This window comes from Paraburkholderia sp. BGA-UO-ETr-F12 (genome assembly GCF_059567945.1).
On sequence record NZ_JCAQOZ010000012.1, the window covers coordinates 320,366 to 346,922 of the forward strand.

Sequence of the window (26,557 nt, forward strand, 5' to 3'; positions counted from 1 at the left end):
GGGCGCATTGGGATGCCCGCATTCAGCCTGCCTGTAGCGGGCCACGTCGAATAGGCGAAACCCGTATTATCCCTCAAGCTGGCTATTCGTCCGACTCGGCCGAATAGCCAGCCCGTTGCGGCAGCGCAAACCGCTCGCAAACTTGTACGGCGCTTACCCCATGCCCGCACCGGGCCGCGCGTTCTGGCGATTGAAATGCTGCCGGATTTGCGCCGGCTGGTCCGTCCGCGCGCTCACTCAGGCGCTCACCCTGGCGCTGTACACAGAACTTCCACTGCCTGCACAACGCCGGTGTACGGCACGCTCGCGTTTCTGTCCTAGGCCGAACGGCCAGCGCGTGGTTTTGGCCTGAAAACTCCCGAAGTGTGGAGTTACAATGTCGCCCATGTCAGATCCCCGCTTCGTTCATCTCCGCGTCCACTCCGAATTCTCGATTGCCGACGGCATCGTGCGCCTTGACGACATCGTCAAGGCTGCCGCCAAAGACGGTCAGGGTGCGCTCGCCCTTACCGACCTCGGCAACGCGTTCGGCCTCGTCCGTTTTTACAAGGAAGCCCGTGGCAAAGGGGTCAAACCCATTGCCGGCTGCGACGTCTGGATCACCAATCCGGACGACCGCGACAAGCCTTCGCGTTTGCTGCTGCTGGTCAAGAACCGGCGCGGCTATCTGAATCTGTGCGAACTGCTCAGCAAGGCATCGCTCACCAACCAGTATCGCGGCCGCGCTGAAATCGAGGCCGGCTGGCTCGAATCCGGTCTGGGTGAAGGCCTGCTGGCGCTGTCGGGTGCTCAACAGGGCGACATCGGCCTCGCGCTCGCGGCCGGCAACGAAGAAGCGGCCAAACGCAACGCGTTGCATTGGGCGAAGGTGTTTCCGGGCGGCTTCTATATCGAACTGCAACGGTGTGGTCAGCCCGGCGGCGAGCAATACGTACAACAGGCGGTGGCGCTCGCGGCGTCGTTGAAATTGCCGGTGGTGGCCACTCACCCCATGCAGTTCATGACGCCGGACGATTTCACCGCGCACGAAGCGCGCGTGTGTATTTCCGAAGGCGACATTCTGGCGAATCCGCGCCGCTCGAAGCGCTTTACGTCCGAACAGTATTTCCGCACGCAGGAAGAGATGGCGAAGCTGTTCGCGGACATTCCGTCGGCGCTCGCCAATAGTGTGGAAATTGCCAAGCGTTGCAACCTGACGCTCGAACTCGGCAAGCCGAAGCTGCCGCTCTTCCCGACGCCCGACGGCATGTCGCTTGACGACTACCTCGTGCAGTTGTCGAAAGAGGGCCTCGAAAAGCGTCTCGAACAGTTGTACCCGGATACGGCCGAGCGCGAAGCGCAGCGCGAAACGTATTACCAGCGCCTCGAATTCGAGTGCGGCACGATCATCAAGATGGGCTTCCCGGGCTACTTCCTGATCGTTGCGGACTTTATCAACTGGGCCAAGAACAACGGCGTGCCGGTCGGACCGGGCCGGGGTTCGGGCGCAGGTTCGCTGGTTGCGTACGCGCTCGGCGTGACCGACCTCGATCCGCTCCGCTACAACCTGCTGTTCGAACGTTTCCTGAATCCGGAACGGGTCTCGATGCCCGACTTCGACATCGACTTCTGTCAGCACGGCCGCGACCGTGTGATTCAGTACGTGAAAGACAAATACGGCGCGGACGCGGTATCGCAGATCGCCACCTTCGGCACGATGGCGGCGAAGGCCGCGGTGCGGGATATCGGCCGCGTGCTCGATCTGGGTTATATGTTCACGGACGGGATCGCCAAGCTGATTCCATTCAAGCCGGGCAAACACGTCACCATCGCTGATGCGATGAAGGAAGAGCCGCTGCTGCAGGAGCGCTTCGACAACGAAGACGAAGTGCGTCAGTTGCTCGAGCTCGCTCAGCGCGTGGAAGGTCTCACGCGCAACGTCGGCATGCACGCGGGCGGCGTGTTGATCGCGCCCGGCAAGCTCACGGATTTCTGTCCGCTCTATACGCAGGGCGACGAAAGCGGCGTCGTGAGCCAGTACGACAAAGACGACGTCGAAGCCGTCGGCCTCGTGAAGTTCGACTTTTTGGGCCTCACCACGCTGACCATTCTGGATTGGGCCGAGCGCTATATCCGCCGTCTCGATCCTTCGAAGAAAGACTGGTCGCTCGCGCAGGTGCCGCTTGACGACCCGGCATCGTTCTCGATCCTGAAGAAAGCGAACACGGTCGCCGTGTTCCAGCTGGAAAGCCGCGGCATGCAAGGCATGCTGAAAGATGCGCAGCCTGACCGCTTCGAAGACATCATCGCGCTCGTCGCGTTGTACCGTCCCGGCCCGATGGACCTGATCCCGAGCTTCTGCGCGCGTAAGCACGGCCGCGAAGTGGTGGAGTATCCGGACCCGCGTGTGGAACCTGTTCTGAAAGAGACCTACGGCATCATGGTCTATCAGGAGCAGGTGATGCAGATGGCGCAGATCATCGGCGGCTACTCGCTCGGCGGCGCCGACTTGCTGCGCCGCGCGATGGGTAAGAAGAAGGCCGAGGAAATGGCCCAGCACCGCGAGCTGTTCCGCCAGGGTGCCGCGAAAAACGGGCTGACCGGCGAGAAAGCGGACGAAATCTTCGACTTGATGGAGAAGTTCGCGGGCTACGGCTTCAACAAGTCGCACGCGGCGGCGTATGCGCTGCTCGCGTACTACACGGCGTGGCTGAAGGCGCACCATCCGGCCGAATTCATGGCGGCGAATATGTCGCTCGCCATGGACGACACGGACAAGGTCAAGATCCTGTTCGAGGATTGCCTCGCGAACAAGATGGCTGTGCTGCCGCCGGACGTCAATCTGTCGGCGTACCGTTTCGAGCCGGTCGCGGAGCCGGACGGCAAGCGCTCGAAAACGATCCGCTATGGTCTCGGCGCGATCAAGGGCAGCGGCCAGAATGCGATCGAGGAAATCCTGCGTGCGCGTGAAGAAGGTCCGTTTATCGACATCTTCGACTTCTGCAACCGGGTCGACCGCCGGATCGTCAATCGCCGGACGGTGGAAGCCTTGATCCGCGCCGGTGCGTTCGACACGCTGCACGCCAATCGCGCGCAGCTGATCGCCTCGGTCTCGCTGGCCATGGAGGCGGCCGAACAGGCAAGCGCCAACGCAATGCAAGCCGGCCTGTTCGACATGGGCGATGCACCGTCGCAAGGGCATGAACTGGTCGACGAGCCGGAATGGCCGGAAAAGAAGAAGCTGCAGGAAGAGAAGGCCGCGCTCGGCTTCTACCTGTCGGGCCATCTGTTCGATGCCTACAAGGACGAAGTGCGTCGCTTCGTGCGTCAGAAGATCGGCGAATTGAAGGAAGGGCGCGACAAGCTGGTCGCCGGTGTGATCGCGTCGCTGCGCACGCAGATGACCCAGCGCGGCAAGATGCTGATCGCGTTGCTCGACGACGGCACGGGCCAATGCGAAGTGACCGTCTTCAATGAGACTTTCGAGGCGAATAAGCCGTTATTCAAGGAAGACGAGTTGCTGGTGGTGCAAGGCTCGGCGCGTAACGACGCGTTCACGGGCGGCATCCGTTTCACGGTCGATACGGTGATGGACCTCGGCCGCGCCCGCTGTCGTTATGCGGAAGCCGTGAAGGTGCAGATGAACGGCAATGCGGACGCATCGGCATTGCGGCGCGTGCTCGAAGCACATAGCGCGGGCAAGGACGAGCCGCAAGCCGCGCCGGCGCCGGCGGCCTCGTCGCGCGGCGGCAACGGTAACGGAGGCGGTGGCGGGCGCAACGGCGGAGGCTATGGTGGCGGTGGCCAACGCCAGGCCGTGCAGATCCCGAATGGGCTTGCGGTGCAGGTGGTTTATCGCAGCGAGAATGCGCAAGGTGAAATGCGTCTGGGCGACGCATGGCGCGTAAAGCCCACCGACGAACTACTCGCGGCCTTGCGTGGCGAGTTCGCAGGAAGCTCGATCGAGATTGTTTATTGATGGCGGGTTCGCCCGCGGCGCCCGCGCGGCGCGCGTGGGCGAACTCAAAGCCATTGGCAGCTCAGATTGCAAACTCTGGTCGCAAGCCTTGCCCTGGCCTCGCTACTAACGCTGCGTCTTTTCCCCCAGCCGCGCCAGTTTCAGAAACCGGTAGTACACCGTTTCCGCGTTGAACACCGCGATCATGAAACCCGCGCGACCGTCGAGGAATCCGCGCCGCAGCACGTAGGTCCGCACAAAGGCCCAGGCGCCGCGCCCGAGCGCCTTGCCGAAACTGCCGCGCTTGCCCGCTGCATGACGTTGCTGCGCGCCCGCTGTCGAATACGCGTCGAGCTTGCGTAGCACGGCTTCGAAGTCCTCGTACGAGTAGTGCATCAGCTTGCCGGTCAGGCGTTGCGAAGGCGTATCGAATACCAGGCGCTCATGCACGAGGTCGTCTGAAAAACGCGCAGCGCCACGTTTGAACAGGCGCGGAATCCAGTCTGGATACCAGCCGCTGTGGTGAATCCAGTGGCCGCAGAAGCTCGACAGCCTGTCTACCGCGTAGACGTCGGCGGTAGGGGCGGCCAGCGCCGCGCGAATCGCCGCAGCCAGTTCCGGCGAGACGATCTCGTCGGCGTCGAGCGAGAGAATCCAACTGGTGGTGAGCGCATCCACGGCACGGTTTTTCTGCGGGCCGAAGCCTGGCCAGTCGGAGTGCTCGAGTACGTGCGCGCCGTGTGCCCGGGCAATTTCAGCGGTACCGTCGGTGCTGCCGCCGTCGATCACGACGATCTGATCGGCGAAGGCCACGGCCTGCAGGCATTCGGCCAGTCGCGCCGCCGCGTTTTTGGTGATGATGGCGACGCCGAGGGTGGTTTCTTGCATACCTGAATTGCGTGGAAAGTGCCGGGTGGCGGAATGAGTCGCGCAAAGTATACAGCCCGGCCACCTAACCCGGCCGATCCGCAACCGCCGGCTATGATCCTCAACCGTTTACAATGCTGTTTTTGATATTTCGCGTGCGAGGCATTCTGCCCGTTACGCGGATGCTTTCCCGCATTCTCAGAGGATTCCTTGAGCGCGAAGCCAACGTTAAGCAAACCCATCGGTTCAGGAGAGGCCTCGTCGCCTGCCGTCGTTTTCCGACGCTTGTGGCCTTATATCAAGCCGCTGATGTGGGTGGTGGTCGGCGCAATCATCGCCATGGCCGTGAGCGCCGGCACTGACGCGGCGATTCCCGCATTGCTCAAGCCATTGCTGGACAAGGGCTTCGGCGCGCATGCCAGCGACAACGCCAAATGGTTCGTGCCGGCGGCGGTGATCGGTCTCGCGCTGGTGCGCGGTGTGTCGCAATATGCGTCCGGTTATCTGCTCGCTTACGTGTCGAACAAGATCCTGCTCGAACTTCGCCTGAAGATGTTCGACCGCATGATCCATACGGGCGTGGCGTTCTTCCAGCGCGAAACCGCGAGCACGGTGATCAACGCGATCGTGTTCGAGGTGAACCAGATTCTCAACGTGCTGTTGAGCGTGATGGTCACGCTGGTGCGTGACTCGCTGACGGTCGTCTTCCTGCTCGGCTATCTGTTCTACCTGAACTGGCGGCTGACGTTGATCGTCGCGGTGCTGCTGCCGGGGATCGGCTGGCTGGTCGGCAAGATCAACCGTCGTTTGCGGCGCCTGAACCGCGAGCATCAACTGTTGACCAACGAACTGTCGTACATCGTCGAAGAAACCGTGGGCGGCTACAAGGTCGTCAAGGTGCACAACGGCGAGCAGTACGAGATGGACCGCTTCACGGCAATGAGCAAGCGTCTGCGCGGTTACGCGATGCGCATGACCGTCTCAGGCGGCCTGGCACAACCGTTGACCCAGTTTCTTGCGTCGATCGCGCTCGCCGTGGTGATTACGATCGCGGTAGTGCAATCGTCGTCGGACCAGACCACGGTCGGCGGGTTTGTGGCGTTCGTCACGTCGATGCTGCTGATCATCTCGCCGCTGAAGCACCTGATGGACGTGAACCAGCCGCTGCAACGCGGCATGACGGCGTGCGAACTGATCTTCGGCCTGATCGACGAGCCGTCGGAACCGGCGGGCGGCGGCAAGCCGCTCGAGCGCGCCCGCGGCGAAGTGGAGTTCCGCGACGTCTCGTTCAGCTACGGCAGCAATGCCACGCATAACCGCCACACGCTCACCGAGGTGTCCTTCAAGGTGGCACCGGGCGAGATGGTTGCCCTGGCGGGCCCGTCGGGCAGCGGCAAGACCACGCTGGTGAATTTGCTGCCGCGCTTCTTCGATCCCACCGGCGGCGAGATCCTGGTCGACGGCGTCGCACTGCCGGAATACGGCCTGCACGCATTGCGCAGCCAGATCGCGATGGTGAGCCAGGACGTCGTGCTGTTCAACGACACGGTGGCCAACAACGTCGCCTATGGCCAGACGGCGGATCCGGACAAGGTCAAGGCGGCGCTGCGCGCGGCGAACCTGTGGGATACCGTCGAGGGGATGCCTGAAGGCATCGACACCCTGGTCGGCGACAACGGCATGATGCTCTCGGGTGGTCAACGCCAGCGTCTGGCGATCGCGCGCGCGATTTATAAGGACGCGCCGATCCTGATTCTCGACGAGGCCACCTCGGCGCTCGATTCCGAGTCCGAACGCCACGTGCAGGCGGCGCTGGAAACCTTGATGAAGGGCCGCACCACGCTGGTAATCGCGCACCGTTTGTCGACCATAGAACGCGCCGACCGGATTCTGGTCATGGAAGCCGGGCGTATTGTCGAGAGCGGCAGCCACCGGGAACTGCTGACCCAGGGCGGCCTGTACGCGCATCTGCATCGCATCCAGTTCCAGCAGGACGCCGCGTAAGGTGCGCGGTACGACACGTCAATCGGAGGTGCGAATCTCGATTCACGCGGTCCGCTGGTCTGGACCACGCACGACTTACCCCCTTAACATTTGACGAGGCGCTGGCGCACGCTGTCTGAATGAAGAAACTTGGACTCTCCAGTAACGCCTTGCAGCACAGTGGCGGTCTCGAGCGCTACGCAATGGATCTCGTGCGCGGCTTTGCCGCGCTCGGCATCGAACCGGCTTTCTTCGCGCGTCGTTTTGACACCTCGCTGCGCGAATACGGGTTGGTCGAGCCGCACCGCATCAATGTCTCCTTCCTGCCTGGCAAGTTGCGTGACCGCTGGTTTTCGTGGCGGCTGCGCGCGGCGCGCCGCGAGGCGCATGTCGATGTGCTGATCGGCTGCAACCGCGTCGATTCGTCCGACGTGGCGATTTGCGGTGGCACGCATCTCGGTTTTTTGCGGGCGACGAGGCGCGCGCCGAAGCGTTCGGATCGCTGGCAGATTGCACTCGAGAGACGCCAATACGAACGCGCGAAGGTCGTGGTGGCGCATTCTCAGCTGATGCACGACGAGTTGCGTGAACTGTACGGTGTTGACGAGGCGAAGATCCGCGTGTTGTTTCCACCCGTGGACGGCGCGCGCTTTGCGCCGACTGATGCCGTAACGCGCGCGACCTTACGCCGAAAGTACGGTTTCGCCGACGACGAGATTGTCCTGCTGTTTCCGTCGAGCAGCCATGAGCGTAAAGGTTTGCCATTCATCGAAGCCGCGCTGCGCAACACGGCGCCGCCCGTGGTGGTGGCTGTGGCCGGGCGGCCGCCCGCGCGCACGTCCGAACGGTTACGCTATATCGGCTACGTGAAAGAGCTCGCGGAGTGTTATCAGGCCGCCGACTTCACGATCCTCGCATCGACTTATGAGCCATTCGGCCTGGTCGGCATCGAATCGGTGATGTGCGGTACACCAGTCATTTTCCCGTCGAGCATCGGTTGCTGCGATGCGATTGCCCCGCATGCGAAATTCGTTTTCGCGCCGGACGATTTGGCCGATCTGTGCGCGACACTCGAGCGAGCGGTGCGGGAGTATCGCGACGGCACGCGGCGCGCGCCATTGGACGTCGCCCGCGACGCGGTCCTTTACGATCCGGGCGTGGCCGCTCACGTTGGCGCGCTGTTGACGCTGGCCAGGCAGATCGACGCCACGCGTTAAGCGCCGCGGCCGCAGCGCTGCAGCAGAAGGGGCGGGACTTTAGGCCCGGTTTCTCCTCGTTCTGCGGCAACGCCGCATGTTATAATTTTTAGCTATCAGCGCTTGAACTCGCTCAATTGGAGCTGAGCGGCCATATATTTCATTGAGCTTTCCATGCTTGCCCGGGCTGTTTCCGCGATCTGCGACAGCCCGCCGTGACGGGGCCGTAGGCGCAATACTGGAGGCCTTCGGGAAGAATACCGCTGGAGATTGTGCGTGGCGAACGCGACCTCGCGCCGGGTATCGGCGTACATCAATATCGCGTTGGAAACCAATGCGTCGATGAACCCATGAGTCGGCTTGCCGGGCGTCTTCGTATCTTTGCGCGAGCCATCCCTCGACTGCTGATCAAGCCATTGCGCCGCGAGCCGCAGCACGCGCGCCGTATCTTGATTGCACATCATCTGTTGCTTGGCGACACGCTGCTGCTCACGCCGCTGCTCGCCAAACTGCGCGCGCAATATCCTCAATCGCAGATCGTTCTCGCCTGTCCGAAGGCGATTGTGCCGCTGTATGCGGGGCGGCCTTTCGACGTCACAGCTTTGCCGTTCGATCCGCGTGATTCGAAGTCGGTGCGGGACGTTTTGCTTTCCGGTCCTTACGACCTCGGTATGGTGCTCGGCGATAATCGATATAGCTGGCTCGCGTTGGGCGCGGGTTGCAGCTGGATCGTCGGGCATGCGGGAGATGCTCCGGCCTGGAAGAACTGGCCCCTCGACCGGAGCGTGCCGTATCCTGCCACGCCGACGGCTTGGGCGGACCTTGCCACGGAATTGATCGACGGGCCGCCGCCGCGCGCCTACCGGCCTGTCGACTGGAGTGCGCCGCAACACGCTGCGCTACCCGAATCGGCGCAACTGGCAAAGCCTTACGTTGTGTTGCATCCGGGCGCAAGCACCAGCGTCAAACGCTGGCCCAACGCGCGCTGGCGCGAGCTTGCGCAACGCGTGGAGGCGCTCGGCTATCTGCCGGTATGGACCGGGGGGCCCGGCGAGGCGGAACTGATCCGCGCCATCGACCCGGATGCGCATCATCCGAACCTGGCTGCGCGACTCGGTCTCGGCGAGCTGTGGCATTTATTTGCCGGCGCGCAAGCCGTGGTTTGTCCCGATACCGGCGTCGCGCATCTGGGGCGTCTGATTGGGGTGCCGACGCTCGCGCTGTTCGGGCCGGGCAACGCGCTGATTCACGGCGCGGGCCGCTATTGGCGCGAGGTCCCATTCGTGCCAATTACGATAGCCGACATGCCGTGCCGCGATCAGCCTTTCATTTTTCGCCGCGAGGTAGCATGGGTGCGGCGCTGTGATCGCAACGAGACGACCTGCGTCGCCTGGCGCGGCGACCATGCCGACTGTATGGGCCGGCTGTCGGTCGAGTCGGTATATACCGCTTTGCAAAATGTTCTGGTGAAAGTGTAATGACTCACACGGCTGCGCGAGTGGAGCGCGTGTTTTGGATTGCCTGTCCGGTCATTCTGTTTGTGGTGATGTTCGGCCACATGACGGCGATCGTCTTCAATGCGCTCGCCCTGATGGCGCTCGGCGTGCTGGCCGCGGCCTGCTCGCCGAATCGGCCGTCGCTGTTGCACTGGCCGCTGGTGCTGCCCATTGCGGGTTGGGCCGGCTGGAGTCTGGCGTCGGTCGCATGGTCCGTATATCCGATGGTTAGCCTGCACGCGTGGTGCGACGAGGTGCTTTATCCGCTGGTATCGTTCTGGGGCTTCTGGCTGTTTGGCACCCAACTTCGGCGACCCGCGCCCGTGGTGTTCGTCAACTGGCTTGCCTGCCTGGCACTCGCCGCCATCAGCGCGCTCAACTGGGGGCATCTGCAACCGCCCACTGCCAATACCTTTCCACTGCATTTCTATAACCGTGTCGGCCACACCAGCACGCTCGCGGTATTTGCCATGCCGCTATTTGCGGGCTTCATGCTGCGGTCGCGTTGGCGCGTGATCGGTGCTAGCGGCATCGCGCTGTGCCTGTTCATCGGATTGGCGACGCTTAACCGGTTCTTCTGGCCGGCCGCGGCCGTTACGCTTCTGGTCGCGCTGTTCCCGCTGTACCGGCGCCGTCTGCTGCTGGCGATGCTGGTCATTACCGTGGTGTTCGCGGCGAGCGTCGGCACGCTCGAGTTCAGTTCCCGTCTGCGGACGGCCGGCGCGGTGCCCGCCGTCCCGCTGGCGCGTGATATCGCGATCGAGGGTCATCAGGTCTATGTGCCAGGCTCGCTGTCCGCAATCGGCGATACGGTATCGGCAGACACGCGTCCGAAGCTGTGGGCGTTTTATATCGGCGAGGCTGAGCGTCACGCATGGGTCGGGGTGGGCTTCGGCAAGCCGTTGCCGGGCTTGGTCTATCGCAGCGAAATGCCGGCCAGCTTGCTGGCCCTCGAACCGTATGCGCTGACGCATGCGCACAACCTGTTCATCAACACGTGGTTGCAGACGGGGGTCATCGGAGTTGTGCTGCAGACCGCGCTGTTGCTGAGCCTCGTCGTGCGTTTCTATCGGCTGCGGCGAGTCGATCCTTGGCTGTGTTCCGCGGGCGTGGCGCTTGTAGCCGGCATGATCGTGAAAAATACCACCGATGATTTCATGTGGCAGACCACCATGCTCGCGTTTTGGGCTTTCGCGGGACTGCAGCTGGGTTGCGCTGAGCAAGTCGAGGCTTCAGATGGGATGTTGCCGGAAACCGGACGAAGAAAATCTACGTTGGCGCCTGGTGAACAGCGGCGCAAGGCACCGACGGCAAAATTGGGCGAATAACCAACGTGACGAACGTCAATCCTTTCGCTATCGATGCTGTCCGCGCCCCGCTGCGCATCCTGTTTCATATTAACGATTTCGGCAAAGGCGGCACTGAGACCGCGCTGCTGTCCTGGCTGAAGACGCTTGACCGGCAGATGTTCGCGCCGAGCCTTTCGGTGGCTTATCCGACCGACGACCTGTCGTTCTGGCGCGCGCAGTCAATTCCCGCCGATGTGCCCGTTCATGTTCTTGCCTCGTCGAAATGGATGTACGCGCTTCATCAGGCGGCTCGCCGGCGCAAACTCGGCGTCGGCGCGAAGTTATTGCACAAGTTGCTGACCTACGGTGCGGTCCGGCCGCTGGCGGCGCTGCGTATGCGGCGTCTCGCGAAGCAGCAAGATCTGATCTGTGATTTCGATTTTTCGCTGCGCCATTTAGCGGGCAGTTGCGGAGTACCCTGGTTCGGCGTGAGCCATTTCAGCCTGGCGGCGCGCCTCGGCAGCAAGAGCGAGCGGTATGTCGCCCGGCGAGTGAGGCATTATTCGCGCTACTCGGCGATTGTCGTGCTGACCCCCGCCATGCTGCGCGAGGCGCGGGAACTTTTCTCGGCAACCGGTCCGGACATTGTCGAGTTGCCGAATGTGATCGACGACGACGCACTGCGGCAAGCGGCGCGCGCGGAGATCAACCTTCCTGCGGAGCGGTTCATCGTTTCAGTGGCACGTCTGGACGAAGGTCAGAAGGACCACAAGACGCTGCTGCGAGCCTACGCTCAGGTACGCGAGCGCGGCTGCAGCAACGTGGCGCTCGTCCTGATCGGCGAGGGGCGGGACCGACGCGAACTGGAGCAACTCGCCGACGAGTTGGGGGTGGGCGCATGGGTGCATTTTCTGGGCTTCTGTGCAAATCCCGCGCCCTATATCCGGCAGGCCGAAATGCTCGTATTGAGTAGCCGCTACGAGGGTTTCGGCATGGTGCTCGGCGAGGCTATGGCGCTCGGTACACCGGCGCTTTCGACGGATTGCCCGACCGGTCCGCGGGACTTGCTGGAGGGTGGCAAGGCTGGGCTGCTGGTGCCGCCGGGCGATGTGGACGCCATGGCGGGCGCAATCAAGCGGCTGCTCACGGACACCGAGTTACGCCGGAGCCTTGCGCAGGCAGCGCTGCGAAAGGTCGAGACGTTCACGCCCGCAAGCTCCAATCAGCGGATGCTGGAGTTGGCGTTGAGCATTTTGAGGAAACAGGACGCTCCGGGCGTGCAAACGCCTCGCTAAGCCGCAAGCGCGGCTTACACGCCGCCCGTCACCAGTGGCAGCACCGTCAAATCCGGGTGCGTGCCGTCGACGATGCTGCGTCCCACATGTATGCCCTCGTATAGCGCTTCTTCCATGCCGGCGAAGCTTTCTTCGCCGTCCGCATGGAACGGCACCGCATGCCCCGGGATGGCGGGATTGGCGCCGGGGTGGCACACATAACCGACATACGTGTAACGGTTATCGGGCACGGCTGACGGCGTCGCCTCATTGGGCGGGTTTTTCAGAAACGGCGCCACGTGAATTTCGAAACCCTCGTACTCCACCATCCGCCAGGGTGCGGTTTCATCGGCCATGGCCGCCTCCGTCTATGTCGCGTGCCTGTTGGCAAGTCTAGGTGATTTGAACCCAAAGCGAAAATGACGCTTGTCGGGAGTGTCTTGGCATAGAGTGGCAGGGACGCGCCCGAGCGCGCCATTCTCGCCGCGTCGGATAGAATGACGCGCTTTGCCCGAACAAGACCCCGCCCATGTGGTTCAAAAATCTTCAGTTGCACCGTCTTCCCGCTCCGTGGTCCGTTACCCCTGAACAAATCGAGAAATGGCTTGCGCCGCACGCGTTCGCGCCCGGCAACAGCGTCGAGATGCAAAGCCACGGCTGGGCGTCGCCACGCGACAACGACTCGCTGGTGTATGCGCTCAATGGCCAGATGCTGCTGGTGTTTCGCGCTGAGAAGAAATTGTTGCCGGCCTCTGTCGTCACGCAAGTGACCAAGGCGCGTGCGCTCGAACTCGAAGAACAGCAAGGCTTCAAACCCGGCCGCAAGCAGATGCGCGAACTCAAGGAGCAGGTGACCGACGAACTGTTGCCGCGCGCCTTCAGCATTCGTCGCGATACACGCGTGTGGATCGATACCCGCAACGGCTGGCTCGTGATCGACGCGGGCTCGCAAGCCGTCGCCGACGAAGTGCGCGGCCTGCTGGTGAAGTCGATCGATCAACTGCCGCTCGGTACCGTGCGTGTCACGCAATCGCCGGTTGCGGCGATGACCGGATGGCTTCTCTCAGGCGAAGGTCCCGCAGGCTTCACGCTCGACCAAGACACCGAGTTGCGCTCGCCGGCGGAAGGCAATGCAACGGTGCGCTATGTCGGACATACCCTGGACGCCGAAGACATGCGCCGCCATATCGAAGCCGGCAAACAATGCATGCGTCTCGCGTTGACGTGGAACGACCGCGTGTCGTTCGTGCTGACGCCTTCGTTGACGATCAAGCGCATCGCGCCGCTCGACGTTCTCAAGGAAGCAAGCGACCCCACCGCACAGAACGACGACGAACGCTTCGATTCCGACGTCACGCTGATGACCGCCGAACTCGACCGTATGCTGTGCGATCTGCTCGACGCATTGGGCGGCGAGCAGGGCGAGGCGATGCCGCAAGCCGCGGCGGCCTGAGTCGTACTGGCCTGAGACACGCAGCGTGCGGGCGCTGCGTTTATCGGCTATGGGCCGGTGTGTCGGGTGTCCGGCACGCCGGCGCTGATTCGTCGGTTATTAAGCTGAATTGGGCATATCTGAATCTGGCTTAATAAAATTTACCCATCATGTCCCTGCCGTCACACTGTTTGTGCTGACGGTGCGAGCCGTCAGGAATCTTCCGATTCATCGACGCGCGCCAGTTTTCCACTCATGCGGGCCGCGTCACCCCGACCAGGACTCGACATGAAAATCGCTCGCTTGATCATCGCTCTCGGCCTTGCTTGTGCTGCTTCCTCCACGGTCATGGCTGCCGCCGCGACGTATCCGCCCGCGCCGCTGCCTGCTTACGCGCAGGACGAATTGCAGAAGGTCATCGATGCCGCAACGGGACCGTTGCCCGCAGCAGCCGCTTCATCGGCCGCGCCGCAAAACGAGGCAACTCGGCAAAGTCCCGCCGTGTTGCACAACGGCCCCTATGCCGTGCCGCCTGCTGACGAACCGCACGCGGCCAGGAGCGTGGGCAAACGCGGCATACGGCCGGCGAAGGCGCATCGGCATGAGCATCACAAGTACGTTTGAGAATTCCGTTGCGATCATGTAGCGTCGATGCGCGACGCATAGATAGCGGCGCTGCGAGCCGGTGTCGCCACGCGCGAATCGTCGCTACAGTGGAACCCGTTATGCCGCTACCGTGAATATGGTTAAGATTACGACCGGAAGGGCGCACCGATCACGGAGGGTTTGCGATGGTTCGGCTGGTGATGATCCTGCTGGGTGTCGATTATTTGCGCACGCGTTGGCGTTCCCTGCAGTTGATCGGCTGGGTGAGCCTTGCGCTTGGCGTCGTGGTGTTCATCGACGCACTCGATAGCGCGCTCTATTTCCCGATCACACCGTTCGCCACATTGCTGCTGCTCGAAGGGCTCGCCACGCTGGCCGTCGCCTGGACCGGCATGGGCGGCCAACGCACGCTGCGCTACGTGAAGGGCTCCGCATTCTGCTTCGCGGCGGCGCTGATTCTCGCTGGCCATCATCACGGCAACTTCATTCTGTCGATGATCTTCGGCACGCTCTTTCTGGCCGACGGTCTGTTGCAGATCGTCTCCGCAAAGGTCGTTCGTTATCGCACGTGGCGCCTTGCGATGATCGGCGGCGCGATTGAAATCGCGCTGGCGATTTTTTTCTATCAGCCATATCCGACGCACTATTTAGGCACCGTGCCGTACTGCCTCGGTCTCGGCCTGATATTCGGCGGCTGGAACATGATTCTGCTGAGTACGCGGGTGCGGCGTCTCGCCTCGAATCCCGCGGTGGCTTCGGACGATGCAACGGCAGATGCCGCCAATTCCGCGGCGAGTGCGATCGCGCCTGGCCGGCTGGGTGCCGTCGAATGGGACAGCCCACCCGCCGCCGATGAAGACGCGCTCACTGTGCATGTGTGGACGCCAGTGGGATCGTCCAGGAGCGAGGCGAGGCGGCAATTGATTGTCGACCGGTATATCGCGGCGGTGGACCGTAACGGCGTGATTTCGACGGGCCATGCCGCGCTCGAATCGCCTGAGGGCATTTATATCAGTCTGTATCCTGGCGTCGAAATCGATCGTTCACCCGACGATTTCGCGCGGCTTCTGCGGGCGACCAGCGAGAACGACGTGCCCGGTGTGTTCCAGCCTGATTACCAGACTGAATCGAAAGCATGGTGTCCGTCGACGGTTCAGGTGCGCATACGCAATTACGATCCGGCGCGGCTGCGCCGTTTCTGGGACACCTATCGTCAGGACACGACCTACAACCTGACGCATCGCAATTGTTCGAGTACCGTATCGCGCGCGCTGGAAGCGGCGATCGAAGGTGCGTCGGCGCGCGTGTGGGGCGACCTCGGCGGTTGGCGGCCGTTCTTGCGCGTGATTACGACGCCGGAATTGTGGGTGGCCGCGCAACTGCGCAAACGCGCCGCGACGATGGCGTGGACGCCGGGACTGACGCTCGATTATGCGCGTGCGCTCAGCATGCTCGCCGATCCACGTCCGTCTGGCTGGGTGAAGATGGCGCGCGTCGCCGTACGCCGAATGGCGCGGTCGAGGCAGGAATGGCGCGACGAGGAGCGTAGTGCGCCGGACTCGCAGAAAGCCGAACGCGCGCATGCCGCCGACGCGGTACGCGATTGATGCGCGTGGCGGGTGGCGTGTGCCGTGGGTGACGCCGACATGCGGCGCGGGGGATTTGAGGACGAGGTGCAATCTGCGCCGCGGTTGGCGTGTCACTCGGCCACACAACCATCGTGTTGACCGGCTGGGTCTCTACTCTGCACAACTTCGATCTGCCGGTGAAAACAGCAAGCGTATCAAGAGTTTGCATCGCTTGCCGGATAGTTATGCACAGATTTATGAACGAAAACTGGGGATAACTTTGAGACCGTCGCGCGGACGGCCGCCAGTGAGGTTTAGCCCGTTTGTAGCGGCTCTGATTGCTTGAATCGCAGTTTGTACGGCGATTAGTTTTCCGGCGCTTTCTCGCGCTAGCTATGTCCCTTATGGACGCGCGCTCCGCGTCCTGTCTCTACCTGCCGCCCGCTCCCCCCATCGCCTTATATTCCGCGTAACTAACCATCTGAAAATGCTGACGCCCCGGCAGTTTTGCAATGACCTTCGAGTCGTCGGGCGGCACCTCGCCGAACATCTGATAGTGAAGTGCGAACGTGCTCACGTAATTAACGGTTGGCGCAATCGAGTGGAAATGCAGGTAGCCACCGGTTCGCACGGCATTCCAGAATATCTTGTCGCCGCGGATGCTTTCGCGCGGGTCCTTGAATAACCACGCCGCGCATGCAGGAAAGGCGGCGCGCGTAAGAAAATAACAGTTGGTGTCGTTGAAATCGACGCCGTTGGATTCTTTGCAAATGCCGAGCATCCGGCCGTCGGCAGTGAAAATCGTTCGAGTCGCCGTGACTACCTGTGCGCCCGTTTCCTCGACTATGATGCGCATCGTTTCGACATGGTTCGACGCATACCAGTTGTCGGCGTCGAGAAAACAGATCGCATCGAAGCCATTCGCAGATGCGTAAGCAGCACCCACGGCGCGAGGCGTGTCCCCATAGTCAGCGTGATTGGGAAGCTTGATGTGGATCACACCCTTCCAGCTATCAACGTCGGAGGAAGGGAATCCATCGGCGACCATAACGTGGGTCACATTGCCCGCTTGCGCAAGAACGCTTTCGTGACATCTTCGTAAGACGTAACGTGGCTCTTTATAGTAGGCGCTAATGACGGCGACTCGCATGAAGGCTGTTTGTCGGATTGATCGAGCGGCGGATTATATCTATCGGCAACCCACATCAAACCATCTCAATTATGTGGATCGGTTCTGCTGTTGGGATACGGTTTCCACCCAAATTTGCGAACAGATTCTGCTGGTAACTTCCGCACATGGCGGCATCTGCGCGCAAATGAGTGATTTCGATCAATATGGCGGGTGTATGCTGAAGTCGAAAGCTTGTCGATGACACGATGACAGCGCCCCACCACGCCAGACCATGGTTGTGGCTCATTCAGGATCAAACCGTGCCAGGCGCTCAGCACCTGCCGCGGTAGCGGGTTTTACCAGCGTGAACGCGATGCTCAGGACGAATCCAGTTGCATCCATCGGCCTGTCAGATGACTGAGCCACAGCGCTTCACCGTGCGTCACGTCAGCGTCTACCGCTACTCGGAACCCGTCCGGTTCGGCGAACACCGGATGATGTTCCGTCCGCGCGCCAGCCACGACTTGCGCCTCGTCACGAACCAGTTGCTGATTACACCGACACCGTCCCGGCTGCACTGGCTGCACGACGTGTTCGATAACTCCGTGGCGGTCGCGAGTTTCACGGGCAAGGCGAGCGAATTGCGCTTCGACAGCGAAGTGACGCTCGAACACTTCGAAACGCCCATGCCCGACTACGCGCTTGAACCGTACGCCGTGAACTGGCCATTCGCGTACACCAACGAAGAAGCCTCCGATCTCGTGAACGCACGCAGCCGTCAGTATCCGGACAGCGACGTGAACGAATGGGCACATCGCTTCGTTCCTGTGCAGGGCGCCGGCGGTATCAGCAGTACGAACGGCACAGGCAGCACGATGGCGCTATTGCGCGCGATGACGCTCGAGATAAAAAGCACGTTCTGCTATGTGCGCCGCACGGAGAAAGGGGTGAACCGTCCCGGCGACACCTTGCGTAACCGCAGCGGCAGTTGCCGCGATTTCGCGGTGCTGATGATGGACGCGGTGCGCTCGCTCGGTCTTGCGGCGCGTTTTGTCAGCGGCTATCTGTTCGTGCCCGAGCAGGATGCCACGCAAGGCGGCGGTGCGACGCATGCCTGGCTGCAGATCTATTTGCCGGGCGCCGGCTGGGTCGATTTCGATCCGACCAATAGCATAGTCGGCAATCGCCATCTGATCCGCGTGGCGGTGGCGTGGAATTACTACCAGGCGTTGCCTTTGTGGGGCACCTGGCATGGCGCATCGCATTCGTTTCGCGGTTTGCAGGTCGATGTGAGCGTGACGAAGGCGAGTGAGGGGCGAACCGGGTGAAGGGCTTGTACAAATCGAGCGTGTTAGCAGGGCGTGTCAACTCAGGTTGCTCACCGGACGCGTCCATTGAACGTATCAACTGGAAGAGGGCGCCGTAATGAAATTGCGCGTTGGCTATGAGCTGGTCTATAAGTGCGTGCAACCGACGCCGATGATGTTGATGTTGAACACGCACTATTCCCATGCGAAAGACGTGTTGAGCGCGGATCTGCTGGCGGTCGATCCACCGGTGCCGATCAGCCAGTATCGCGACGGCTTTGGCAATTTGTGCAGCAGGATCGTCGCCCCGCAGGGACGGCTTGCGTTGTCGACGAGTGCGGTGCTCGAGGTGTCGTCGGAACCGGAGAGGCGGCCGCCGTTGACCGAGCAGCACGCGGTGGAGGCGCTGCCAGACGATTCGCTGGTGTTTCTGCTGGGCAGCCGTTATTGCGAAACTGATTTGCTATCCGAATTTGCCTGGCAGACATTCGGCAAACTGCCGCTCGGTCGCGGGCGAGTGGATGCGATTTGCAACTACGTGCACGAGCACATTGTGTTCGGCTACGATTTCGCGCGGCCGACCAAGACCGCCTGGCAGGCGTGGCAGGAGCGCAAGGGCGTATGCCGGGATTTCGCACATCTGGCCGTGACGCTGTGCCGGGCGATGAACATACCGGCGCGGTATTGCACCGGGTATATCAGCGATGTCGGCACGCCACCGCCGTACGCGACGATGGACTTTGCGGCGTGGTTCGAGGCGTATGTCGGCGGGTGCTGGCAGACCTTCGATCCGCGGAACAATGTGCCCCGTACGGGGCGGGTTTTGATGGCGCGGGGCAGAGATGCGGCGGATGTCGCCATCAGCAATGCGTTCGGACCTACGGAGCTATTGAAGTTCGATGTCGTCTGCGAGGCGATATAGGTTTTTTGCCAGGAAAGTCTTAAAGTTTCCCTGATGAAGTGTCGAAAAGATCGGTATCCCTACTCGCGCCGCGACCCGATCCCGGACCATCATGATGCCCCGCAACATAGCCGCCACGTCAGTGGCAATTTTGCTGCTTTCGCCAGCCTCAACCGCGTGTCCAACGGGGCTTGCCTCGATTCCGGTGAGCCTGACCGTGCAGGAAACCTGCGTCATCCAGTCGGTGGATGCGGCGATTACCGTTGCCAATCAACCGGCGGTTGCCTGTCTGCACGGCGCACCGTTCCAGATCTCCCAGGCCGCATTGGACCCTGCGGCGCCGGGCGAAACCGGGCGGGATCAGGCGCGGCCGGTGGAATTTGTCGCTACCCACGACGCCCAGCGAACGGTCTGGATGATCAATTTCTAGAATTCGTTGCCGATCGATTCGTCCCTCACCCGCGCGCTTGCCCGGCTGGCAAGTATCGACGCAAAAATCAGAAGCTGATCGTCGCGGTAATCGTGTCGCTGTAGTTGCCCGGTATCGGCGTCGTCTGGGCCGGTACGACGCCATACACGGTGATCGATACCGCATTGCCGGTGCCGGTACCCGTTGGCATCGTGGTGCCCGCCGTGCCGTCTCCCCATGCACTCGCGTGGCCGGCATCGGTATATAGCTGGTAGTTCACCGTACCTCCACCGCCCGCACGCTGCATCTGGCGCGCCGCTACATTGCCGCTCGAACCGCCGTTCAGCGCAATCCGGAAAGCGTCGCCATTAGTGCAGCGCGCGGTGATCGAGCCGGTCGAGTTCAACGCCGAACTCAACACGCCGCTTGCGGTGAAAGCGATATTCGTGGCGCTGATCTGGCAGTCGTTCACCACCGTTGCGTTGGCTGTAAAACCGAAGCTCCCGCCGTTCGTGGTCAGCGCCGCGCAACCCGGCGCGACAAGCAAAAAGAATCCATACGTCAGTGAAGTCTGGCTTAAGGTCTGCGAATAGACGGTGCTGGCGTTGCCGATGGTCGGTACTGTCGCCTGATTGGCGGTGACCTGTCCGTAAAAATTCACCGACGCCGTCGCGGTATTGCCGACCAACGGTTTATTGAGGATCACCGAAATGGGCGTCGTGCCGAGTACCGTGGATCCCCACGGGATCGAATGTGCCGCGTCCTGATAGAGCCCGTAGAGCAACTGGCTACTGCCGCTCCCCAGATAGCGCGGCGTCGTGCCGCCCTGATTCAGGCACACCTGTACGCTCGGGGTTAGCGTAACCGCTGGCCAGGTGCACGAAACGGTGGCGGTGCCGGTCGCGGACACGGCACTCAATGCGATCGGACTGATGTTGCCGAAGCTGAGCGCCGAGGCGCTCGCCGTACAGGTCTGCGCACTCGCACGCTGTGGCAGCGCGCCGAGCAGCATGCACAACACCACAAGGAGGAGCGCCAGGGGCCGCTTCATTGCGCCGCCGCCGTGCCCGCCGCGGTGCCGCGGCAGGTCAGTGGGCCCAGCGTCGGCAACGAGCCGTCCGCCGGGCGCTGATACGTGAATTCGACGCTGCAACGCATGGCGCCGGTGTCGACGTCGAGATGGTTGTCGCGCTGCAGATTCTCGACGAAGGTCAGACCGTCGTAGCCGACGATCGTATCGCCCCCGCTTTCGACGTGATGCACGTGCGTACCTGGTGGCAGCAGCTTGCCGTCGGCACTCCGCAGAATCAGTGAGGCGGCGCTGTAGCGCGACACGCGGAAATTTGCGAGCACGCCTGCGCGCGATTCCGGCACCAGATCCATCGAAGTCGTGGCGATGCGCGCGTCGGCGGGCAAATTCATGCTGTCGATCGCGACCTGGTTGTGCTGGTACGCATTCAGGTCCGGTATCAACAGATGGCCGTTGCGGTCGGTCGCGCCGATCACGCGGTTTTCATGCAGTACCGGCACACCCTGGATACCGTCGGTGGATATCAGCGCGAAGCCGTCGTCGATCCGCCGGGCCGGCTGGACGCTGTGGTCCATCAGCACGATTGCGCCGGTCAGGTCGAGCGAGGCGTTCGCGTGCTGGTCGATGTCCTGCGCAAGCGCGGTCACTTCGCCGTAGTTGCCGAGGTACTGCACCTGCGCCTGGCGGTACGGCACCGCGCCCGAGCCGCCTGCCTGAACACCCCAACCCCAGCCGCCGGCGTAGTCGGGTGGCCGCTGCGCATTGAGGTTGTAGGTCGATTGGCCGTTCTGGCGGCCGACACTCGCGTTGATCGCAGTGTTATTGCCGAGGCCGAAGCTCATGGTCAGAAACATCCCTTGCGCGTTGTGCTGCAAGAAGTCTTTGTATGTGCTGAGCGTGAGCGAGGCCAGACTGCCGAAATTCAACGTGTACGACAGAGAGCCGATCCGCGAGGCGGGAATGCCAGGAAAGCGATAGCCGATGTAGCTGAGCGATACCGTCTGGCGGCTCAGGAAAGGGAGCGCCAGCGTCACGCGGTCGGTGGCGGTGGGCACCGGCGTGCCGTCGCGCGCGGCCAGATCGCCGTAGTTGCCGTAGGCACGCAGCGTCTGCGCATCGATCGAGAAGTGCGGTTCGATCAACTGATAGCCGAGACCGACCTGGGTGCCGTTCAGCTTGCCGGCGCTCGCGGACAATGAGCCGTTGATCACGCCGGCCATGCCCATCCGCACCAGCGCGCCGGCTCCCACGTCGACGAGGCCGCCAGTGGCTTCCGCGTGGCCTTCGAGTGTCAGCGTGTCGCTCATGCCGCGTCGCGCGGTGGCGCTGAGCGCCGGGCGCGGATCGTAGGAAAACGAATCGATGCCATAGGCGCGGCGCAGGAAGCCGGCTTCGAACGAATAGCTCGACAGACCCGCGGCCAGCATGCGTGTATCGACGTAGAGCGGCAGCGAAGTCGAAATCGTGCGGCCGAGCGCGTCGTGCGTAATGACGGTGGCTTCGCCCGCACCAGTGATGCCGGGCACGTTGTTGACGATGAACGGTCCGCTCGGCACGTTGCCGCTGTATTGACGCACGTTGTTGATATACAGATCCACGGCGGAGGGCACGACCGCGGTGCCTGACAATGCCGGCACCGGAAACGTCACGAGGTCGGGCCGCAGCGCGAAGTTGCTGCGCCACTGAAAACCGCCGATACGGATCGAACGGCTCCAGTCGAGCGATGATGAAATGGTGTCGCCGATCTGCGTGGTGCTGAGCGAAGTGGGATTCGAGGTGCTCCACGACGTGTCGTAGCGCACATAGCGATGGAGGTCGCGGTACAGATACGCAATGCCCGTATTGCTCAACACGCCGGTCGGGTCGAAGTAGCGTTCCTCGCTCCACAGTGCGAGCTGCGCATTGGTGTTGGTTTGTGCAAACGCGTCGTAGTTGATCAGAAAGCCGCGCGACGCGGCGGCGTTCGGCGTTTGCGTCAACTCGCGCGTGTCGAACGTGTACGGCTTGCGGATCGCGTCGGGCACCTTGAGGTCGATGGTCTGGCGCGCGGCGTCGTACTCGTAGTGCAGGCCTGGGATCCGGTCGAGTTCGAGCGAGGCGGTATCGGCGGCGCCGAGCTTGTCGGTGGCGACGCCGATTTCGCTCAAGTCTTTACCCGTTGCACTGAGCCGGCCGTCGACTTCGCGGAAGTGCGCGATCAACCCGGTGCGCTGGCCGTTGAGCATGACTTCCAGATACAGGTCGCGGCCCGCGGTGACGTCCCGCGCAGACTTCGTCGCATCGACGCCCGACGCATCGACACCCGTTCTGGCGACCCGCAGCGGCACCTGCGCACCGGCCTGAGTCGCGCTCAGCATGGTCAGCGTTGCTGCAAGCAAAATGATCTGCAGTCTCCATCCATGACGTTTTCGCCGTCGTGTCATTCTCATCGATTGCGTGGCGGGGCAGCGTGTCCGTTCCCATCGACCCGGATACGATCATGGCCAGTCGCGCGTGCCCCAGGTCTGCATCCGTGTCGGGCCTTGTGTGGGCCTGATGTGGGCCTTGTGTCCGCGCGGGCTTACTCGACGTTCACCGTTGCTTCGGCCGGCAGCGAGTTGACCGCGGCGTGCACCTTCAGCGGAGCGTGCTGAGCGGCGTTGTCCGGCAAGGTGACTGGCCAGTGCCGTTCGCGACCGGCCAACGCGTAGCCAAGCAGTCCTTTGTTGATGACGTAGACGTTGCCTGTGTTGTCGGTCAATTGCACGGCGGCGATCTGCGCGCGCTTTTTGCCTGTATTGTCGACCCGCAGCATCCAGCCTTGCGCGTCACGCGACAGATGCCAGGACAGCTTCGGTTGACCGATGTCGACGGGCGGTTCGACGAACACCGGCACCGAGTAGCGCAGGCGGATCGTTACGCCGCTGGTGGGCGCGCCATCGGGTTCGGGCAACTCGTCGATCAGCACGCGATAGCCCTGCTCGGCGGCCGACGGCTGCGCAAGGGTACGCACTAGCCGCACCAGCTGATCGGCATGCGCGGCGATCTGGATCAGCGGTGGGCTTGCCACCAGATCCTGAGTGGGCGTGAGTGTGTCTTCGCCGCTTGCCTGATCCCAGCGGAATACGCGCACCTGGCCGAACAGCGGTTTCTCACCGGGGTTCTTCAGCGTGATACCCGTGGCGTTGGCGTCAGCGGACATATCGACCATCACCGGCGAAATTTGCAGCGTCGCGGCTTGCACAAGCGGCGCCGTCAGACACCACGCGAATGCGCCTGCTGTCAGGAGCCGTAGAGGCGCGCCCATGGCGCTTGCGACGCATGGGTTCACCAGGCACGTCCTTACCGACCGTCTCAAAAGTAGACCGTCGCGGTAATGGTGGTCTGATAGGTGTCAGGTTTCGGGGTGGTCTGCGCCGGCACCTGGCCGTACACGACAATCGATTGAGCCGAGCCGGTACCGGTGCCGCTGGCTGTGTTGGTGCCCTGCGTGTTGCCCCATAGGGTCGTGTGGCCGGCGTCCTGATACAGCTGGAAGCCGACAGTGGTGGCGGTATTGCCGGTGGCCGTGCCGGCCATTAGACGGCTCGTCACGGTGGACCCGGTGACGGTGCCGGCGTCGAGCCCGACGTTGTAAGGCGTGGTGTTGGTGCAGGTCACGGCGACCGTGGTTTGCTGGTTGATCGCGGTGCCGAGCACACCGTTGCTGCCGAAGTTCAACGGGTTGGCGCTGATCGAGCAGTTGGCGTTCAAAGTGAGCGTGACGTTGAAAGTGGTGACAGCGGTGCCGTTCGAATAGGTGGCGGCGCGCGCAAGCTGTAGAGGCAAGCCGAATATCAAGGCAACGATGAGGCTGGACGACAGCAGTTTTTGTTTCATCATGAGACCTCGCAAGCCGGCGGGACGCTGATTTTCAATTGCATGGGCAGTTTGAAAGCGCACCGGCCGGATAGTGGATCAATTCAATGGACATTGCAGAGTGCTGTATTACGTTATGCAAGGACTGTGGTATTTGATGAAATTTAGTCTACACCAGACTTTATCGATAATACAAATTATTACATTGGGTGATTAATCTGGAAGGCCGATTGCGGGCCTTGCTGGATGAGCCGGGCGGGCGAGTGAATTGGGAAAATGTTTCTGCGCATGGATGCGGGGAAATACCTAATGCAGGTAGTTTTTTCTAATAAATTTGAATATTTTTATTTTTATTGATGCATGAATTATGCTTGGTTATGCGTGGCGGGTAATTGCCAATGCAAATTGACTCGTTTGAAAATCGCGCCGATTAAATCTCCGGCCGATATGAGGTGCTGCGAATGCGCAGGATTAGTGACGCCCTTCGGGCGCGAAGTGCGCTGCGTTATTCCCCAAGCGCCAGCGCGCGTCTGCGCCGCGAAAGAGCCGAGCCGATCGACACCGTCGCGCCGATGCACCCCATCGCCAGCGAGAGCGCCACGATCAGCAGGCCGGTTTGTGCTCGTGCCGAAAATATGCCGACCAGCAAACCGGCGAGCGGTTGTGTCGTGTTGTTCAACAGGATCACCACGCCGGTTGTCTTGCCGTAGTCCTCGGGTGGAATGATTTTCTGCCGCGCACTGCGGATATAGACATTGAACATCTTGTCGAAGCCGACGATCAACAGAAAGCCGACTGCATACCCCCAGGGCGCCGCACTGGCGCCCGCGATCACGCCGCCGGCACAGATGGAAACGAAGGCGAGCAGGCCGAGTGTCCGCGCCGGCCAGGCGTTACGCGCGATCGTCAACAGAATCAGCACGGTGGCCACGGCGCCGGCCGTTTGCAGGCCTGCATAGTACCGGCTCGATTGTGCGTGGATGCCGGTCACCATCGCGGCGGAGGTTGCGAGCGTCACGCCGATCACCAGGTTTTCGGCGGCGGCGAGCAGCACGACTCTCTTCAGCCCGGGGAGCAGCAGCACATGGCGCAACGCGATGCGCAGTGGCATCGTCCAATGACCCGGTTTAGCGGGAGGCGGATCGCCGGCGCGGAAACCGCTGCTGCGCGCCCACTGCAGCAGCGCTGCGTCGGCCAGCAGAAACAGCACGCCGGTTGCGCCGACCACCCACTCCCAGCGCCACCAGCCAAGCAGCAGCGCGGCCAGCATCGGGCCGAGCACAAAACCCAACTGGTCGGCCAATTGCGAGTAGGCAAGCACGCGCTGGAATTGCTGCGTGCTGAAAATTTGCGGCAACATCACTTCGCGTGCGACCAGCCCCTGGCTCGTGAGCACGCCGCACAACGCGGACAACGCGATCAGCCAGCCGATGCCGCCAAACAGCACGTAGGCGAGCACGCCGCCAAAACACACGAAGGCCCGCACGGTCTGACTGATCCGCATCAGCCGCAGAGGCGAGATGCGGTCGCATAACGCGCCGAAGAAGGGAAAGACCAGGTAGCGTGGCAGCGTTTCAATAAAGAACGCGAGACCTGACCACGATACCTGGTGCGTCGTCTGAAACACGACGAGCGGGACGAGAAACAGCAGCACCTGATCGGCGAGACGCGCGACAAACAGCGAGCAGAAGAAAGCCTGAGGATTGACGCGCACCGTTCATGTCTCGTCGTTTAGAGGTCGAGACCGATCCTATCAAAGATTGCGTCAGCTGCCCCGACACGCCTGTGCGAGCAACGTAATGCCGCTGGGGGACGGGACCCAGCTCATTGCGGGCCGCACTCCGATCCCATCGCCTGCATATTCTTCTGAATCTCTTCCGGGCTCAGATCGCGCTTGTGCGTGGCGAGCGACCAGCTGTGACCGAACGGGTCCTTCAACTGACCGTAGCGGTCGCCCCAGAACATGTCCGCCACCGGCATCACCACGGTCGCGCCGGCGTCGACCGCCTGCTTGAAGCTGGCGTCGACATCTTCGACGTAGTGATGAATCGTGACCGGCGTGCCTTTCAGCGAGTTCGGGCCGAGCGCGTTGTGATCGGGCCATTCGTCGGTCAGCATCAGCATGGAGTCGCCGATCTTCAGGCAGGCGTGCATCACCTTGCCGCCCGGCCCGGGCAAGGAGAATTGCTCGACGGCGTTGAAAGCCTTGGCGTAGAACTTGATGGCGTCTGCGGCGTTCGCGCAAATCAGATACGGGGTCAGCGAATGCATCCCGTCCGGGATCGGTTTGACAGCGGCACTGGACATGACGGCG

At 62.1% G+C, this 26,557-nt stretch carries 22 protein-coding genes; 12 read left to right on the forward strand and 10 right to left on the reverse strand.

Annotated elements, in window-relative coordinates:
• The first annotated feature begins 376 nt into the window (after window positions 1-376).
• Window positions 377-3,958 carry a DNA polymerase III subunit alpha gene (gene dnaE, locus AC57B6_RS05010; RefSeq protein WP_106352817.1) on the forward strand — a complete coding sequence of 1,194 codons (3,582 nt, stop codon included), beginning with the start codon at window positions 377-379 and terminating at the stop codon, window positions 3,956-3,958.
• A gap of 105 nt (window positions 3,959-4,063) precedes the next feature.
• On the opposite strand, the gene AC57B6_RS05015 is transcribed toward dnaE, so the two are convergent.
• Window positions 4,064-4,825: a glycosyltransferase family 2 protein gene (locus AC57B6_RS05015; RefSeq protein ID WP_496420782.1), complete on the reverse strand. Its 762-nt coding sequence runs from the start codon at window positions 4,823-4,825 to the stop codon at window positions 4,064-4,066.
• Between the two features lie 189 nt (window positions 4,826-5,014).
• Between AC57B6_RS05015 and msbA the strand changes: the two genes are divergently transcribed.
• Window positions 5,015-6,808, forward strand: coding sequence for a lipid A export permease/ATP-binding protein MsbA (msbA, locus tag AC57B6_RS05020; protein ID WP_216750294.1), 1,794 nt, complete (start codon window positions 5,015-5,017; stop codon window positions 6,806-6,808).
• Between the two features lie 119 nt (window positions 6,809-6,927).
• Complete coding sequence (locus AC57B6_RS05025; RefSeq protein WP_183799867.1) at window positions 6,928-8,004, forward strand: glycosyltransferase family 4 protein; 1,077 nt, start codon at window positions 6,928-6,930, stop codon at window positions 8,002-8,004.
• 95 nt (window positions 8,005-8,099) lie between these two features.
• Here AC57B6_RS05025 and AC57B6_RS05030 read toward each other — a convergent pair whose 3' ends face one another.
• Window positions 8,100-8,447: a hypothetical protein gene (locus tag AC57B6_RS05030; protein WP_183799988.1), complete on the reverse strand. Its 348-nt coding sequence runs from the start codon at window positions 8,445-8,447 to the stop codon at window positions 8,100-8,102.
• On the opposite strand from AC57B6_RS05030, the gene AC57B6_RS05035 reads away from it, so the two are divergent.
• From AC57B6_RS05035 to AC57B6_RS05045, 3 genes are read left to right on the forward strand one after another with little or no spacing between them, the layout of a single operon-like run.
• Window positions 8,334-9,461, forward strand: coding sequence for a glycosyltransferase family 9 protein (locus AC57B6_RS05035; RefSeq protein WP_444515328.1), 1,128 nt, complete (start codon window positions 8,334-8,336; stop codon window positions 9,459-9,461). The genes AC57B6_RS05030 and AC57B6_RS05035 overlap by 114 nt on opposite strands.
• Complete coding sequence (locus AC57B6_RS05040) at window positions 9,461-10,807, forward strand: O-antigen ligase family protein (RefSeq protein WP_496420783.1); 1,347 nt, start codon at window positions 9,461-9,463, stop codon at window positions 10,805-10,807. Before AC57B6_RS05035 ends, AC57B6_RS05040 begins: the two co-directional genes overlap by 1 nt.
• Window positions 10,804-12,063, forward strand: a complete 1,260-nt coding sequence (locus tag AC57B6_RS05045) for a glycosyltransferase (protein WP_425596408.1) — start codon at window positions 10,804-10,806, stop codon at window positions 12,061-12,063. The genes AC57B6_RS05040 and AC57B6_RS05045 overlap by 4 nt, the downstream gene beginning before the upstream one ends.
• A gap of 14 nt (window positions 12,064-12,077) precedes the next feature.
• Here AC57B6_RS05045 and AC57B6_RS05050 read toward each other — a convergent pair whose 3' ends face one another.
• Entirely contained in the window at window positions 12,078-12,398 is a 321-nt protein-coding gene (locus tag AC57B6_RS05050) for a hypothetical protein (RefSeq protein WP_030102936.1), read from the reverse strand.
• 173 nt (window positions 12,399-12,571) lie between these two features.
• Here AC57B6_RS05050 and AC57B6_RS05055 point away from each other — a divergent pair, with 173 nt between their 5' ends.
• From AC57B6_RS05055 to AC57B6_RS05065, 3 genes are all read left to right on the forward strand, one after another.
• The gene (locus tag AC57B6_RS05055; protein WP_496420784.1) at window positions 12,572-13,495 is read left to right on the forward strand and encodes a recombination-associated protein RdgC; all 924 of its coding nucleotides are present in this window, start codon (window positions 12,572-12,574) and stop codon (window positions 13,493-13,495) included.
• A gap of 267 nt (window positions 13,496-13,762) precedes the next feature.
• Window positions 13,763-14,098, forward strand: a complete 336-nt coding sequence (locus AC57B6_RS05060; RefSeq protein WP_252888861.1) for a hypothetical protein — start codon at window positions 13,763-13,765, stop codon at window positions 14,096-14,098.
• A 167-nt stretch (window positions 14,099-14,265) separates the two neighbouring features.
• Window positions 14,266-15,687: an HdeD family acid-resistance protein gene (locus AC57B6_RS05065; RefSeq protein WP_252888862.1), complete on the forward strand. Its 1,422-nt coding sequence runs from the start codon at window positions 14,266-14,268 to the stop codon at window positions 15,685-15,687.
• Window positions 15,688-16,078: 391 nt separating this feature from the next.
• Here the strand turns inward: AC57B6_RS05065 and AC57B6_RS05070 are convergent, their stop codons facing one another.
• Window positions 16,079-16,798, reverse strand: coding sequence for a glycosyltransferase family 2 protein (locus AC57B6_RS05070; protein ID WP_146153260.1), 720 nt, complete (start codon window positions 16,796-16,798; stop codon window positions 16,079-16,081).
• A 374-nt stretch (window positions 16,799-17,172) separates the two neighbouring features.
• On the opposite strand from AC57B6_RS05070, the gene AC57B6_RS05075 reads away from it, so the two are divergent.
• The 3 genes from AC57B6_RS05075 (at window position 17,173) to AC57B6_RS05085 (ending at window position 19,397) form a co-directional block, all read left to right on the forward strand.
• Window positions 17,173-18,087: a transglutaminase family protein gene (locus tag AC57B6_RS05075; protein ID WP_106352824.1), complete on the forward strand. Its 915-nt coding sequence runs from the start codon at window positions 17,173-17,175 to the stop codon at window positions 18,085-18,087.
• A 97-nt stretch (window positions 18,088-18,184) separates the two neighbouring features.
• On the forward strand, window positions 18,185-18,988 hold the full coding sequence (locus AC57B6_RS05080; protein WP_406868168.1) for a transglutaminase-like domain-containing protein: 804 nt from the start codon (window positions 18,185-18,187) through the stop codon (window positions 18,986-18,988).
• 91 nt (window positions 18,989-19,079) lie between these two features.
• Window positions 19,080-19,397: a Csu type fimbrial protein gene (locus tag AC57B6_RS05085; protein WP_496420785.1), complete on the forward strand. Its 318-nt coding sequence runs from the start codon at window positions 19,080-19,082 to the stop codon at window positions 19,395-19,397.
• Window positions 19,398-19,464: 67 nt separating this feature from the next.
• On the opposite strand, the gene AC57B6_RS05090 is transcribed toward AC57B6_RS05085, so the two are convergent.
• From AC57B6_RS05090 to AC57B6_RS05115, 6 genes are all read right to left on the reverse strand, one after another.
• Window positions 19,465-20,427, reverse strand: a complete 963-nt coding sequence (locus AC57B6_RS05090; RefSeq protein ID WP_496420786.1) for a Csu type fimbrial protein — start codon at window positions 20,425-20,427, stop codon at window positions 19,465-19,467.
• On the reverse strand, window positions 20,424-22,763 hold the full coding sequence (locus tag AC57B6_RS05095) for a fimbria/pilus outer membrane usher protein (RefSeq protein ID WP_496420787.1): 2,340 nt from the start codon (window positions 22,761-22,763) through the stop codon (window positions 20,424-20,426). The genes AC57B6_RS05090 and AC57B6_RS05095 overlap by 4 nt, the downstream gene beginning before the upstream one ends.
• Before the next feature lie 203 nt (window positions 22,764-22,966).
• Window positions 22,967-23,671 carry a fimbrial biogenesis chaperone gene (locus tag AC57B6_RS05100; RefSeq protein ID WP_028196895.1) on the reverse strand — a complete coding sequence of 235 codons (705 nt, stop codon included), beginning with the start codon at window positions 23,669-23,671 and terminating at the stop codon, window positions 22,967-22,969.
• Between the two features lie 68 nt (window positions 23,672-23,739).
• A complete protein-coding gene (locus AC57B6_RS05105; RefSeq protein WP_102857473.1) occupies window positions 23,740-24,264 on the reverse strand; it encodes a Csu type fimbrial protein in 525 nt (174 codons plus the stop codon).
• 484 nt (window positions 24,265-24,748) lie between these two features.
• Window positions 24,749-25,957, reverse strand: coding sequence for an MFS transporter (locus AC57B6_RS05110; RefSeq protein ID WP_496420788.1), 1,209 nt, complete (start codon window positions 25,955-25,957; stop codon window positions 24,749-24,751).
• A 110-nt stretch (window positions 25,958-26,067) separates the two neighbouring features.
• Window positions 26,068-26,550 (reverse strand): VOC family protein, encoded by a 483-nt coding sequence (locus AC57B6_RS05115; RefSeq protein WP_028196898.1) that lies wholly within the window; start codon window positions 26,548-26,550, stop codon window positions 26,068-26,070.
• Window positions 26,551-26,557: the final 7 nt, after the last annotated feature.

Coding starts and splice junctions, on each gene's coding strand:
- dnaE (WP_106352817.1), top strand. CDS start 377: ATGTCGCCCATGTCAGATCCCCGCTTCGTTCATCTCCGCGTCCACTCC.
- AC57B6_RS05015 (WP_496420782.1), bottom strand. CDS start 4,825: ATGCAAGAAACCACCCTCGGCGTCGCCATCATCACCAAAAACGCGGCG.
- AC57B6_RS05025 (WP_183799867.1), top strand. CDS start 6,928: ATGAAGAAACTTGGACTCTCCAGTAACGCCTTGCAGCACAGTGGCGGT.
- AC57B6_RS05035 (WP_444515328.1), top strand. CDS start 8,334: ATGAGTCGGCTTGCCGGGCGTCTTCGTATCTTTGCGCGAGCCATCCCT.
- AC57B6_RS05030 (WP_183799988.1), bottom strand. CDS start 8,447: ATGATGTGCAATCAAGATACGGCGCGCGTGCTGCGGCTCGCGGCGCAA.
- AC57B6_RS05040 (WP_496420783.1), top strand. CDS start 9,461: ATGACTCACACGGCTGCGCGAGTGGAGCGCGTGTTTTGGATTGCCTGT.
- AC57B6_RS05050 (WP_030102936.1), bottom strand. CDS start 12,398: ATGGCCGATGAAACCGCACCCTGGCGGATGGTGGAGTACGAGGGTTTC.
- AC57B6_RS05055 (WP_496420784.1), top strand. CDS start 12,572: ATGTGGTTCAAAAATCTTCAGTTGCACCGTCTTCCCGCTCCGTGGTCC.
- AC57B6_RS05060 (WP_252888861.1), top strand. CDS start 13,763: ATGAAAATCGCTCGCTTGATCATCGCTCTCGGCCTTGCTTGTGCTGCT.
- AC57B6_RS05065 (WP_252888862.1), top strand. CDS start 14,266: ATGGTTCGGCTGGTGATGATCCTGCTGGGTGTCGATTATTTGCGCACG.
- AC57B6_RS05070 (WP_146153260.1), bottom strand. CDS start 16,798: ATGCGAGTCGCCGTCATTAGCGCCTACTATAAAGAGCCACGTTACGTC.
- AC57B6_RS05075 (WP_106352824.1), top strand. CDS start 17,173: ATGACTGAGCCACAGCGCTTCACCGTGCGTCACGTCAGCGTCTACCGC.
- AC57B6_RS05080 (WP_406868168.1), top strand. CDS start 18,185: ATGAAATTGCGCGTTGGCTATGAGCTGGTCTATAAGTGCGTGCAACCG.
- AC57B6_RS05085 (WP_496420785.1), top strand. CDS start 19,080: ATGATGCCCCGCAACATAGCCGCCACGTCAGTGGCAATTTTGCTGCTT.
- AC57B6_RS05090 (WP_496420786.1), bottom strand. CDS start 20,427: ATGAAGCGGCCCCTGGCGCTCCTCCTTGTGGTGTTGTGCATGCTGCTC.
- AC57B6_RS05095 (WP_496420787.1), bottom strand. CDS start 22,763: ATGCTGAGCGCGACTCAGGCCGGTGCGCAGGTGCCGCTGCGGGTCGCC.
- AC57B6_RS05105 (WP_102857473.1), bottom strand. CDS start 24,264: ATGAAACAAAAACTGCTGTCGTCCAGCCTCATCGTTGCCTTGATATTC.
- AC57B6_RS05115 (WP_028196898.1), bottom strand. CDS start 26,550: ATGTCCAGTGCCGCTGTCAAACCGATCCCGGACGGGATGCATTCGCTG.